The 12,118-nt window shown below is 72.0% G+C and carries 12 protein-coding genes; 8 read left to right on the forward strand and 4 right to left on the reverse strand.

Going from position 1 to position 12,118, the window contains the following annotated elements; all coding sequences use genetic code 11:
* Positions 1-200 precede the first annotated feature (200 nt).
* On the forward strand, positions 201-1,643 hold the full coding sequence (purB, locus tag IEY89_RS29710) for an adenylosuccinate lyase (RefSeq protein WP_189150611.1): 1,443 nt from the start codon (positions 201-203) through the stop codon (positions 1,641-1,643).
* Complete coding sequence (gene mug / locus IEY89_RS29715) at positions 1,640-2,182, forward strand: G/U mismatch-specific DNA glycosylase (protein ID WP_189150703.1); 543 nt, start codon at positions 1,640-1,642, stop codon at positions 2,180-2,182. The genes purB and mug overlap by 4 nt, the downstream gene beginning before the upstream one ends.
* Before the next feature lie 30 nt (positions 2,183-2,212).
* Here mug and IEY89_RS29720 read toward each other — a convergent pair whose 3' ends face one another.
* Both IEY89_RS29720 and IEY89_RS29725 read right to left on the reverse strand, forming a co-directional pair.
* Positions 2,213-2,941, reverse strand: coding sequence for an ABC transporter permease subunit (locus tag IEY89_RS29720; RefSeq protein ID WP_189150612.1), 729 nt, complete (start codon positions 2,939-2,941; stop codon positions 2,213-2,215).
* Positions 2,942-2,943: 2 nt separating this feature from the next.
* Positions 2,944-3,879, reverse strand: a complete 936-nt coding sequence (locus IEY89_RS29725) for an ATP-binding cassette domain-containing protein (protein ID WP_189150613.1) — start codon at positions 3,877-3,879, stop codon at positions 2,944-2,946.
* Positions 3,880-3,987: 108 nt separating this feature from the next.
* Between IEY89_RS29725 and IEY89_RS29730 the strand changes: the two genes are divergently transcribed.
* The 3 genes from IEY89_RS29730 to IEY89_RS29740 all read left to right on the forward strand — a co-directional run bounded on the left by IEY89_RS29730 (position 3,988) and on the right by IEY89_RS29740 (position 7,233).
* Complete coding sequence (locus IEY89_RS29730; RefSeq protein WP_189150614.1) at positions 3,988-5,181, forward strand: sensor histidine kinase; 1,194 nt, start codon at positions 3,988-3,990, stop codon at positions 5,179-5,181.
* Between the two features lie 14 nt (positions 5,182-5,195).
* On the forward strand, positions 5,196-5,861 hold the full coding sequence (locus IEY89_RS29735) for a response regulator transcription factor (protein ID WP_189150615.1): 666 nt from the start codon (positions 5,196-5,198) through the stop codon (positions 5,859-5,861).
* Between the two features lie 214 nt (positions 5,862-6,075).
* The gene (locus IEY89_RS29740) at positions 6,076-7,233 is read left to right on the forward strand and encodes an ROK family transcriptional regulator (protein ID WP_189150616.1); all 1,158 of its coding nucleotides are present in this window, start codon (positions 6,076-6,078) and stop codon (positions 7,231-7,233) included.
* A 111-nt stretch (positions 7,234-7,344) separates the two neighbouring features.
* On the opposite strand, the gene IEY89_RS29745 is transcribed toward IEY89_RS29740, so the two are convergent.
* Positions 7,345-8,106 carry a GntR family transcriptional regulator gene (locus IEY89_RS29745; protein ID WP_189150704.1) on the reverse strand — a complete coding sequence of 254 codons (762 nt, stop codon included), beginning with the start codon at positions 8,104-8,106 and terminating at the stop codon, positions 7,345-7,347.
* Positions 8,107-8,217: 111 nt separating this feature from the next.
* A complete protein-coding gene (locus IEY89_RS29750) occupies positions 8,218-9,120 on the reverse strand; it encodes an RNA polymerase sigma-70 factor (protein ID WP_189150617.1) in 903 nt (300 codons plus the stop codon).
* 151 nt (positions 9,121-9,271) lie between these two features.
* Between IEY89_RS29750 and IEY89_RS29755 the strand changes: the two genes are divergently transcribed.
* The 3 genes from IEY89_RS29755 to IEY89_RS29765 all read left to right on the forward strand — a co-directional run bounded on the left by IEY89_RS29755 (position 9,272) and on the right by IEY89_RS29765 (position 12,115).
* Positions 9,272-10,114 (forward strand): alpha/beta fold hydrolase, encoded by an 843-nt coding sequence (locus tag IEY89_RS29755; RefSeq protein ID WP_189150618.1) that lies wholly within the window; start codon positions 9,272-9,274, stop codon positions 10,112-10,114.
* 91 nt (positions 10,115-10,205) lie between these two features.
* Entirely contained in the window at positions 10,206-10,394 is a 189-nt protein-coding gene (locus IEY89_RS29760) for a hypothetical protein (protein ID WP_373287309.1), read from the forward strand.
* Between the two features lie 131 nt (positions 10,395-10,525).
* Positions 10,526-12,115 carry an alkaline phosphatase D family protein gene (locus tag IEY89_RS29765; protein ID WP_189150619.1) on the forward strand — a complete coding sequence of 530 codons (1,590 nt, stop codon included), beginning with the start codon at positions 10,526-10,528 and terminating at the stop codon, positions 12,113-12,115.
* Positions 12,116-12,118: the final 3 nt, after the last annotated feature.

Consider the following 12,118-nt stretch of genomic DNA (forward strand, 5'->3'; position numbering starts at 1 on the left):
CCACGCTCAGCCCTCGACTTTCCCAGTAGTGTCTGTACGGCTGGGGGCTTCTGTCTGTCCGCGGGCTACCCCTGCTGGATCTCTCACACTCGTCTCACAGACCCCACGGAAGAGCGCAGATCGGAGTGCATTCGACCTGCGCTCTACAGACTCCATAGACGGGGCAGACCCCTTCTGGACGCCGGGTAAACTCCGTACACGTGACCGCCGCACCCGCAAAGCCCCGCATCCCGAACGTCCTCGCCGGACGTTACGCCTCCGCCGAGCTCGCCACGCTCTGGTCGCCCGAGCAGAAGGTGAGGCTGGAGCGCCAGCTCTGGCTCGCCGTGCTGCGGGCCCAGAAGGACCTCGGCATCGAGGTGCCCGACGCCGCCCTCGCCGACTACGAGCGGGTCCTCGACACCGTCGACCTGGCGTCCATCGCCGAGCGCGAGAAGGTCACCCGGCACGATGTGAAGGCGCGGATCGAGGAGTTCAACGACCTCGCCGGGCACGAGCACGTCCACAAGGGCATGACGTCCCGCGACCTCACCGAGAACGTGGAGCAGCTGCAGATCCGGCTCTCGCTGGAGCTGGTGCGCGACCGTACGGTGGCCGTGCTGGCGCGGCTCGGGAAGCTCGCGGGTGAGTACGGCGAGCTGGTCATGGCCGGCCGCTCGCACAACGTGGCCGCGCAGGCCACCACCCTCGGCAAGCGGTTCGCCACGGCCGCCGACGAGCTGCTGGTCGCGTACGCCCGGGTCGAGGAGCTGCTGGGCCGCTACCCGCTGCGCGGTATCAAGGGTCCCGTGGGCACCGCCCAGGACATGCTGGACCTGCTCGGCGGTGACGCGGCCAAGCTCGCCGAGCTGGAGCAGCGGATCGCCGGGCACCTGGGCTTCTCCAGCGCCTTCACCTCCGTCGGTCAGGTCTATCCGCGCTCGCTCGACTACGAGGTCGTCACCGCGCTGGTGCAGGTGGCCGCCGCGCCCTCCTCGATCGCCAAGACGATCCGGCTGATGGCCGGACACGAGCTGGTGACCGAGGGCTTCAAGCCCGGCCAGGTCGGCTCGTCCGCGATGCCGCACAAGATGAACACCCGTTCCTGCGAGCGCGTCAACGGGCTCATGGTGATCCTGCGCGGCTACGCCTCGATGACGGGCGAGCTGGCGGGCGACCAGTGGAACGAGGGCGACGTGTCCTGCTCGGTGGTGCGCCGGGTGGCCCTCCCCGACGCGTTCTTCGCCCTGGACGGGCTGCTGGAGACCTTCCTGACGGTCCTCGACGAGTTCGGCGCCTTCCCGGCCGTCGTGGCCCGCGAGCTGGACCGCTACCTCCCCTTCCTCGCCACCACGAAGGTACTGATGGGCGCGGTGCGCGCGGGTGTCGGCCGTGAGGTCGCGCACGAGGCCATCAAGGAGAACGCCGTCGCCTCCGCGCTCGCCATGCGCGAGCAGGGCGCCGAGCGCAACGAGCTCCTCGACAAGCTCGCCGCCGACGAGCGCATCCCCCTGGACCGCGCGCAGCTCGACGCGCTGATGGCCGACAAGCTGTCGTTCACGGGCGCCGCCGCCGACCAGGTCGCCGTCGTCGTCGGCCGGATCGAGGAGATCGCCAAACAGCACCCCGAGGCCGCGGCCTACACCCCCGGAGCGATCCTCTGACCCGCTTCACCCAGGCCGAACTGGAGGCCGCCCGCGACCGTCTCGTACCGGACGTCGTCGCGGACGGCCTCCACGTCCTGTTCTGCGGCATCAATCCCGGCCTGATGACAGCCGCGACAGGCCATCACTTCGCCCGCCCCGGCAACCGTTTCTGGCCCGTCCTCCACCTCTCCGGGTTCACCCCGAGGCTGCTGAAACCCACCGAACAGGGCGAGTTGCTCGCGTTCGGGCTCGGCATCACGAACGTCGTCGCACGGGCGACCGCACGGGCCGACGAGCTGTCCCCGGAGGAGTACCGCGAGGGCGGCCGGCTGCTGGCCGCGAAGGTGACACGGCTGCGGCCCCGCTGGCTGGCCGTGGTGGGCGTGACGGCGTACCGGGCCGCGTTCGACGACCGAAAGGCCCAGGTGGGCCCGCAGGAGCGGCGGTTCGGGGACACGCGCGTGTGGGTTCTTCCCAACCCGAGCGGCTTGAACGCTCATTGGACTGCGGCGACCATGGCCGAGGAGTTCGGGCGGCTGCGGGAAGCGGCTTCCTAGCCTGCGTGCGTACGGGGCCGTGTACGTCCGTCACGCGTCCCGGTGTCGTACGCTCCACGCTCCCGCCAGCAGCGCGCCGGCCGCCCACAGCGCGGTCACCGCGAGGCCGGTCCAGGGGCCCAGTGAGCCGTTCCAGGTCTGGTGGAACACCACCTGGCCCGCCTTGTCCGGCAGGAAGTCGGCGACGGTGCCCGAGACCCCGCCGACCACGAACGAGACGATGAGCAGGAACGGGATCAGGATGCTCAGCGTGGCGACGCCGCTGCGCAGTAGCGCGGTCAGGCCGGCCGCGAGCAGTGCCATCAGCGTGAGGTAGAGGGCGCAGCCGATCACGCCGCGCAGGCTCTTCGCCCAGGTCAGGCCGTTCGCGTCGGCGCCGAGGACCGCCTTGCCGACGGCCAGGCTCACTCCCCCGGCGATCAGACCGACGGCCAGGACGGGTACGGCGACTGCCACCGCCTTGGCCGCGAACCAGTGTCCCCGGCGGGGCACCGCGGCCAGCGTGGCGCGCAGGCCACCGCCGTGGAACTCGGACGACACCGCCGTGGCGCCGAAGGCGACCGCCGCGATCTGCCCGAAGCTGACGCCGAAGAACGCCGAGAACAGCGGGTCGAAGTCCTCCTCGCCGGCGCCGGAGTCGAGCCCCGCGAGCGCCGAGAACAGCCCCGTGACGAGGACGACCGCGCCCAGCGCCCCGAGCAGCGACCGCAGGGTACGGATCTTGATCAACTCGGCGTGGAGTACGGGTACGAAGGGCATGCTCAGGCCTCCTGAGTGAGAGTTCGGGCCGGGGTCGTGGTGAACTCCGTCGCCGAGGCCGTCAGGTCCAGGTATGCCTGCTCCAACGTGCCCTCGTCTGCGGTCAGTTCGAGGACGATCAGGCCTGCGGCCGAGGCGAGCCTGCCGATGTCGTCCACGCGCGCGTGCTCCACGGTCCAGAGGCCGTCGTCGTGCGCGGCGGCCTCGTACCCGTGCTCCGCGAGCAGTTGACTGAGGACGCTGCCGTCCGTGGTGCGCACCCGCACACGCGGGCGTACGCGCGCGTCGATGAACTCGCGCATCGGGGTGTCGGCCAGCAGACGTCCCCTGCCGAGGACGACGAGGTGGTCGGCGAAGGACGCGGTCTCGTTCATGAGGTGGGACGAGACCAGGACCGTACGGCCCTCCTTGGCCAGCCTGCGCAGCAACTCGCGGATCCAGACGATGCCTTCGGGGTCGAGGCCGTTGGACGGCTCGTCGAGCATCACCACTTCCGGGTCGCCGAGCAGCGCCGCCGCGATGCCCAGTCGCTGGCGCATGCCCAGGGAGTACGTCTTCACGCGGCGGCGCGCCACGGAGGCGAGCCCTGTCTCGGCCAGCACCTCGTCCACCCGGCGGTCGGGGATGCGGTTGCCCACCGCGAGGGCCCGGAGGTGGTCGCGGGCGGTACGGGAGCCGTGGGCGGCCTGGGCGTCGAGCAGGGTACCGACCTTGCGGAGGGGATCGCACAGGGTGGCGTAGGCCCGGCCGCCGATGGTGGCGGTGCCGCGTGTCGGCCGGTCCAGGCCGAGCACCAGCCGCATGGTGGTGGACTTGCCGGCGCCGTTGGGGCCGAGGAAGCCGGTGACGCGGCCGGGCAGGACACGGAAGGTGAGGTGGTCGACGGCTCGCGTCGTGCCGTACTCCTTGGTGAGGTTCTGGACGTCGATGCTGGTCATGGCAGCAGCCTGGCCGCCGGCCCGGGGTGGGCGCCTCCCCCGCCGGGGGGCTCCGTCTCCCCCGCCCGGGGGAGGCCCGTTGTCAGTGGTGCCTGTCACGATGTCGGGATGATCCACCTCCTGCGCCCGTTCACCCGGGCGGTGACGTACACACGATGGCTGCATCTGTTTGTCGCCGTCGTGTGGCCGGCCATGTGGCTGTTCATCGAGGACGAGTGGTGGATCTGGCTCCTGTCGGCCGCGCTGCTCGGACTCGCCGGGCTCGTGCCCGCGATGCGGACCGTGGAGGGGCTGCAGGCCAGACTGCTGCTGATCGACCACCGCCACCCCGGCGAGAGCAGGAGCGACAACGCCTGGGGCGATTCGGAGTTCGTCGCCGCCCCGTCCGCCACGTGGAGCGACCGGCGCCGTACGGTGCTCTGGCTGGAGACCCGGCTGGCGCTCGGGATTCTCGTCTCGATGCTGACCGTCCAACTGCCCATCACCACCCAGAACCTGGTGACGACCGCGCTGGGCGACACCCCGGGCGACGGTGCCCTGTTGCGCCTGGAGAGCCACCACTGGTGGCATGCGCTGCTCGCACCGCTGCCCCTGATCCTGCTGGCCGCGGTCGTGGTCGGCTCGGGCGAACTGATCACCCGGCTGGCCGGGCGCCTGCTCGGCCCCTCCCCCACGGAGCGGCTCGCCGCCCTGGAAGAACGCACCGAACAGCTCCTGGAGCGCAATCGCATCGCCCGTGAGCTGCACGACTCCATCGGGCACGCGCTCACGGTGGCGGTGGTGCAGGCGGGCGCGGCCCGTGCGGCGGGCGATCCCGCGTTCACCGACCGGGCGCTGGACGCCATCGAGGAGACCGGCCGGGCCGCGCTGGAGGACCTGGACCGCGTACTCGGCGTACTGCGGGAGTCGGGCAGGCCCGCGAGCAGCCGCCCGGCCCTCACCGAGGCCGAACGCCTCCTTGAGTCCGCGCGATTCTCCGGGGCGAAGGTCGACCTGACGGTGACCGGCCCCCTCGACGGTGTGCCGGGCCCGGTATCCCGCGAGGGCTACCGCATCCTCCAGGAGTCGCTCACCAATGTGCTGCGGCACGCGGGGGCCGTTCCCGTCCGGGTCCGTATCGGGGTCGCGGACGGGACCCTCGCCCTGGAGATCCGCAACCCCCTCACCGCCGGGGTACCCGGCCCCGGCCGGGGCAGCGGCCTGCGCGGCATACGGGAGCGCGCGGCGCTGCTGGGCGGCCGTGCGCGTACGGGACCCGACGAGGGCGACTGGCAGGTGCACGTCGAGCTGCCGCTGCGCTGATCTACGCTGGCCGGATGCCCATCACCGTCCTCCTGGTCGACGACGAGCCCCTCGTACGGGCCGGTCTGCGGGCCGTGTTGGAGGCTCAGGCCGATATCGAGGTGGTCGGGGAGGCGGCGGACGGGGCCGCTGTCATTCCGTTGGTCCGGCGACTGCGGCCCGATGTCGTCGCCATGGATGTGCGGATGCCCTTGATGGACGGCATCGAGGCCACGCGCGCGCTGCTGCGGACCGTGCCAGATCCGCCGAAGATCCTGGTGATCACGACGTTCGAGAACGACGAGTACGTGTACGAGGCGCTGCGAGCCGGTGCCGACGGGTTTCTGCTCAAGCGGGCCCGGCCTGCCGAGATCGTGCACGCGGTGCGGCTGGTCGCCGAGGGCGAGTCGTTGCTGTTCCCGGCCTCCGTACGACAGTTGGCGGCCCAGTACGGCGACGGGGACGGCGGGAACCGGGCGGCCAGGGCGGTGCTGGAGCGGGCGCGGCTGACCGAGCGCGAGGCGGAGGTGCTGCGGCTGATGGCCCGGGGGCTGTCCAACGCGGAGATCGCCGCCAGGCTGGTCGTCGGGACCGAGACCGTGAAGTCGCACGTCAGCGCGGTGCTGGCGAAACTGGGAGCCCGGGATCGTACGCAGGCGGTCATCGTGGCGTACGAGTCCGGGTTCGTGGCGCCCGGATGATCCCGGCCCGTCGGACAGGTCGAGGGCGTCCGGCTCTCGCTCGGGTGCTCCGCGCCGAGTACGATCCGCCCCACACGCGCACTGAGCGCTCCGCTGGAAGCGCGGTGATGAACCTGCGGGCCGGTGGTGGCTGGTCACGCAGTTCCCCGCGCCCCTGTCGGGGCGCGGTTGCGCACCCGCCTTCACCAGGGCCGCTCAGTTGGAAGGACGTACGTTGGGGCAGCTGACCGGTGGGGATCCCTCGCTGCTACGAAGGATCAACTCCGCGGTGGTGCTGCACGCGCTGCGTGCCACGGACTGCGCGACACTGACCGAGATCACCCGGGTGACAGGCCTGTCCCGGCCGACCGTCGAGGGCGTCGTCGAGGGGCTCATCGAGGCCGGGCTCGTTGTCGAGAAGGCCGCCGACGAGAGCGTCGCGCGGCGGCAGGGGCGGCCCGCGCGGCGGTTTCGGTTCCGGGCGGAGGCCGGGCATCTGCTGGGGCTGGAGATCGGCTCCCATCGCGTTGCCGCGCTGCTGTCCGACCTCGACGGGCGTCTTCTCGGGTCGATCTCGAAGGAGGTCGACGAGGCGGCACCCGCGGACGAGCGGCTGGAGCGGCTACGGTCGGCGGTCGCCGAGTTGCTGCGCCGGGCCGGGGTGGCCCGTGACTCGCTGCGGGCCGTGGGCGTGGCCACGCCCGGGATCGTGGAGGCCGACGGGGTCGTACGGCTGTGCACCGCGCTGCCCGAGTGGACCGGGCTACGGCTCGGTGAACGGCTCGGCCGGTCCTTCAAGTGCCCTGTGCTCGTCGAGAACGACGCCAACGCGGCTGCCGTCGCCGAGCACTGGAAGGGCGCGGCGATCGACTCCGACGACGTGGTGTTCGTGCTGGCCGGGCTGAGTCCTGGCGCCGGTTCGCTGATCGGCGGGCGGCTGCACCGGGGGTTCGGCGGGGCGGCCGGGGAGATCGGCGCGCTGCATCTGCTGGGCCGGGGGGCGACCCCGGAGGCGCTGCTGTCGACGACGGGCGAGCCGCTGCACCCGCTCGACGAGGTGGCGGTCGCCAAGGTGTTCGGTCGGGCTCGCGAGGGTGACGCGCAGGCCCGCGCGGCCGTCGACCGCTTCATCCAGCGGCTGGTCCACGACGTGGCCGCGCTCGTCCTGGCCCTCGACCCCGAGCTGGTCGTCGTCGGCGGCTGGGCGGCGGGGCTGGACGGCGTGCTGGAGCCGTTGCGCGACGAGCTGGCGCGCTACTGTCTGCGCCCGCCCGGTGTGGCGCTGTCGCTGCTCGGCGAGGCGGCCGTGGCGACGGGCGCGCTGCGGCTTGCTCTCGACCATGTCGAGGAGCAGTTGTTCGCGGTGGAGGGGACTGTGACGGCCCGACGCTGAGCGCTCCACGGAACGTGCGGTTCGGGAACTGCGGTTGGGGAGACCCGCGGGCCCGTCGTGGCTGGTCGCGCAGTTCCCCGCGCCCCTTTAGGGCGCGGGGCTGTACGTCGGTCAGGAAGCCTGGCGTTCCGAGCCGTGGTGGATCTCCACTCCCCCGGTGTCGCCGAAGGTCAACCGGCACGTGTCAGCGCGATAGGTCGCCACGGAGAGTGCGGCCGTGCGGCCCTGGGCGAAGAAGCGGGTCGTGACGACGAGGACGGGGGCCCCGGGGAGGCGGTCCAGCTCCTTGGCGTCGTCCGCGCGGGCCGAGCCGAGTTCCACGGCGCGGTCCTGGCCCTCCAGCTCCAGTCGCTGGAGTTCGCGCAGCACCGCACGCGCGCGTGCCGCGCCGGACGGGGCGTCTATCGCCGACAGGTCGGGCACTGAGGCGACCGGGACGTAGAGCAGCTCGGCGGCGACGGGCTGGCCGTGCGAGACGCGCGAGCGGCGCACGGTGTGCACGGCCTCGTCCCGGCCGGTCTCCAGGGCGGCGGCCACGGACACGGCCGGTACGGTCAGCGCGCTGTCCACGGGCTGCCAGGTGTCACCCGCCGCGCCCGGCCACACGTGCTGGGCCGTCCCGACGGGGACTCCCATGCGCGGCGGGGCGACGGTCGTACCGACACCGCGGCGCCGTTGGAGGCGGCCTTCGAGTTCGAGCTGTTCCAGCGCCTGACGGAGCGTGGCACGGGCGACGCCGAAGCGGGCCGCCAGGTCGCGCTCGTTGGGCAGGATCTCGCCCACCGTGAACTCGGAGTCCAGTGCCTCACTGAGCACGGTCTTCAGCTGCCAGTACTTCGGCTCCGGCACCGTTTCCAACTGCGTGGTCCCCACCATGTCCTCCGCAATCGCCGTGGTCCCGCGGCGTTTTGGCGCCCTTGTTTATTAAAGGTTGTTGCACTTTCCTGCGACCATAGGGCGGCCCTGAGGCTTGGTCAAGACCAATCAGCCTTCCTGGGGAAGGGCCAGCGAGCGCACCTTGTCCGGGTTACGGATGATGTACACACACTGGATACGGCCGTCCGCCACATCCATCTGGAACACGGCGTCGGGCTTGCCGCCGTCCAGGATCAGCACGGCGAAGCCGCCGTTGACCTCCAGGAAGCGGAAGGACGCGTCGGCGAGGCCCTTGCCGGCGGTGCCGACGACGAAGCGGCCCACACGGTCGGCCGACTCCAGGATCCGGCGCGGGGCCCGCGCCAGGCCGCCGCTGTCGGCGACGAGGCAGACGTCCGGGGCGAGGAGTTCCATGAGGCCCGCGAGGTCGCCCTGCTCCGCGGCGACGAGGAACCGTTCGGTGAGGTCACGGCGCTGGGCCGGGTCGACCTCGTAGCGCGGGCGCCGTTCGTCGACGTGCCGGCGGGCGCGGCCGGCGAGTTGGCGCACCGCGGGTTCGGAGCGGTCGAGCATGGCGGCGATCTCCGCGAACGGGTAGGCGAAGGCCTCCCGGAGGACGAACACCGCGCGTTCCAGCGGCGAGAGGGACTCCATGACGACCATGACCGCGAGGGACACGGTGTCGGCCAGCACGGCCCGCTCGGCCGCGTCCGGAACGGCGCCCGCACCGCCGGTGAGTTCGGTGACGTACGGCTCGGGCAGCCACGGGCCGACATATGTCTCGCCGCGCGCCTTCACCTGGCGCAGCCTGTCGATGGCGAGCCGGGTCGTGACGCGCACGAGGTAGCCGCGCGGTTCGCGTACGTCGGTCCGGTCGGCGCCGGACCAGCGCAGCCACGCGTCCTGGACGACGTCCTCGGCGTCGGCGACCCGGCCGAGCATGCGGTAGGCGACGCCCATCAGGACGGGCCGGTGCTCTTCGAAGACGTCGTTCACGGTGTCGGCGGTCACGGCTCCATCCCAACCCGGCGCCGAGGGTGATGTCCAGCGAGTTGTCGGCCGGTTGCCCACCGAGGGCTACCAGCCAGTAGTAATTGCTGACAAGCTGTCTACGCTGTGCCCGTGGACAGCCACGCAGACGTGTACGAGTAGGAGCAGCCCCATGTCCGCCACCGTCACCTTCGAGGTCCCCTCCCCGTACGATCCGGCGGCCGAGCCCAAGGCCGTGACCCTGTCGTACGCGCGCGTGGGCGCCGGCGAACCCCTTCTGCTGCTGCACGGCATCGGGCACCACCGGCAGGCCTGGGACCCGGTGATCGACATCCTGGCCACCGAGCGCGATGTGATCGCCGTCGACCTTCCCGGATTCGGCGCGTCCCCGGCACTGCCGGACGGTTTCCCCCACGACCTGCCGACCATGACGGCGGTCTTCAGCGCCCTGTGCGAGGCACTGGACCTGGACCGGCCCCATGTGGCGGGCAACTCGCTCGGCGGCCTGCTGGCCCTGGAACTCGGGCGGGAGAAGCGCGTCCGGTCCGTCACCACGCTCTCCCCGGCGGGCTTCTGGTCGCAGCCGGAGCGGCGGTACGCGTTCGGGGTACTGCTCGCGATGCGGCGGGCCGCACGGAGCATGCCGGCGCCACTGGTCGAGCGGCTGTCGCGCTCGGCGGCGGGGCGCAGCGTCCTGACGAGCACCATCTACGCCCGTCCCGGCCGCCGTTCACCCGAGGCCGTCGTCGCCGAGACGCTCGCCCTGGCGAACGCCCAGCGGTTCACCGAAACACTCAAGGCCGGCGTCGACATCCGGTTCACGGACGACGTCCCGGGCATCCCGGTCACCGTGGCCTGGGGCACCCGGGACCTGCTGCTCGTGCGCCGCCAGGGCGTCCGCGCCAAGCGGATCATCCCCAAGGCCCGCCTGATCCGGCTCCCCGGCTGCGGCCACGTCCCGATGAACGACGACCCGGCACTGGTCGCCCGGGTCCTCCTCGACGGCAGCCGCTGACCGGCATACGAGAGTGAACGCGCCCCATCCCAGGGCGACTCCGGCGCCGACGAGGGCGCTTCCGGCGGCTTGTGCGGCGCCGTAGGAGTCTGTGCCGACGGCTCCTGGAGCGGATGGGACGGCCGGCATCGCGGTACGGCCGCTGAGGGACTTCCCGCACGCGCACGCGCCCGTGCGGGACCGGGACAGGGGCGTGCGGCTGGTGGTGGGGTACGCGCAGTTGTCGCCCGCGCGGATCGGGGCGGGGGTGCGGCTGATGGCGGAGGCTCTCGTGGCGTGACGTCGGTTCGCACACCGGTTCCCCCTTGTCCCCGCTGGCAGTTGTTCACATGTGGTTTGCGTGGGCGCTGCGGTGTCCCCGTAGTTGTGGCTGTGCACACTCGCCGGATCCTGTCCCCGGAGGCACGCCCCATGTCAGCTTCTCCCCTGCCCGGTCGTCGCAGCGTGCTGCGCGGTTCGCTCGCCGCTTCGGCGGCCCTGACCCTGCCCGCCGCCGTCGGTGCGGCGGCGCCCGCGTTCGCCCTGTCCGGGCGGCCGAAGGCCGGTTGGGGCGTCCAGACGGGCGATGTGACCACCGACTCGGGGCTGGTGTGGGTGCGGTCCGACCGGCCGGCCCGGATGGTCGTCGAGACGTCCGCCACCGAGTCGTTCCGCAACCCCCGCCGCTGGCACGGTCCGCTGCTCGGTACGGGCACCGACTTCACCGGGACGACGCGGCTGCGCGGACTGCCGCCGGGCGAGCAGATCCACTACCGCGTGCTGCTCGCCGACCCGGACGACCCGCGCCGCACCGGTGAGCCGGTGACCGGCACCTTCCGTACGGCGCCCGTGCGGCGGCGCGACGGGGTGCGGTTCCTGTGGTCCGGGGACCTGGCGGGCCAGGGGTGGGGCATCAACCCAGAGCTCGGCGGCTACCGGATCTACGACGCGATGGGGAAGCTCGACCCCGACTTCTTCCTGTGCAGCGGTGACAACATCTACGCCGACGGTCCGATCGCCGCGACCGCGGCCCTGCCCGACGGCAGCACCTGGCGGAACATCACGACCGAGGAGAAGTCGAAGGTCGCCGAGACGCTCGCCGAGTTCCGCGGCAACTTCCGTTACAACCTGCTCGACGAGAACCTTCGGCGGTTCAACGCCCAGGTCCCGTCCATCATCCAGTGGGACGACCACGAGGTGCGGAACAACTGGTACCCGGGCCAGACGATCCTCGACTCGGACACCCGTTACACCGAGAAGAGCGTCGACACGCTGGTGGGCCGGGCCGAGCGTGCCTTCGGCGAGTACTTCCCGGTCTCCACACTCCGGCCGGGCGCCCGGGACGGCCGCGTGTACCGCGTGCTGCACCAGGGGCCGCTGCTCGACGTGTTCGTCCTCGACATGCGGACGTACCGCAACGCCAACTCCCCCGACGACCAGACCGTCGACCCGCAGGGCATCCTCGGCGCCGAGCAGTTGGAGTGGCTCAAGCGGGAACTGTCCTGCTCGCGTGCCGTGTGGAAGGTGATCGCCGCCGACATGCCGCTGGGCCTGGTCGTGCCGGACGCCACCGAGGGCAGGGCCAACATCGAGGCCGTCGCCCAGGGCGACCCGGGTGCGCCGCTCGGGCGCGAACTGCAGATCGCCGAGCTGCTGCGGTACATCAAGCACCGGCGGATCACCGGCACGGTCTGGCTGACCGCCGACGTCCACCACACCTCGGCCCAGCACTATCAGCCCTCGCGGGCCGCCTTCACCGACTTCGAGCCGTTCTGGGAGTTCGTGTCGGGTCCGCTGAACGCCGGGGCGTTCCCCGCCAGCGCGCTCGACGGCACGTTCGGTCCGGAGCGGGTCTTCGTGAAGGCGCCGACTGCGGCGAACGTCTCGCCCGCTGGCGGCTACCAGTTCTTCGGCGAGGTCGACATCGACGGCGGCAGCGGGGAGCTGACCGTACGGCTGCGCGAGCAGGACGGGACCGTGCTGTACACGAAGGTGCTGCAGCCGGGACGGGTGGGGCAGTAGCGG

This window comes from Streptomyces lacrimifluminis (genome assembly GCF_014646095.1).
In the GTDB taxonomy this organism is placed as follows: domain Bacteria; phylum Actinomycetota; class Actinomycetes; order Streptomycetales; family Streptomycetaceae; genus Streptomyces; species Streptomyces lacrimifluminis.

Coding starts and splice junctions, on each gene's coding strand:
- IEY89_RS29720 (WP_189150612.1), bottom strand. CDS start 2,941: ATGCCCTTCGTACCCGTACTCCACGCCGAGTTGATCAAGATCCGTACC.
- IEY89_RS29735 (WP_189150615.1), top strand. CDS start 5,196: ATGCCCATCACCGTCCTCCTGGTCGACGACGAGCCCCTCGTACGGGCC.
- IEY89_RS29755 (WP_189150618.1), top strand. CDS start 9,272: ATGTCCGCCACCGTCACCTTCGAGGTCCCCTCCCCGTACGATCCGGCG.
- IEY89_RS29725 (WP_189150613.1), bottom strand. CDS start 3,879: ATGACCAGCATCGACGTCCAGAACCTCACCAAGGAGTACGGCACGACG.
- IEY89_RS29765 (WP_189150619.1), top strand. CDS start 10,526: ATGTCAGCTTCTCCCCTGCCCGGTCGTCGCAGCGTGCTGCGCGGTTCG.
- IEY89_RS29730 (WP_189150614.1), top strand. CDS start 3,988: ATGATCCACCTCCTGCGCCCGTTCACCCGGGCGGTGACGTACACACGA.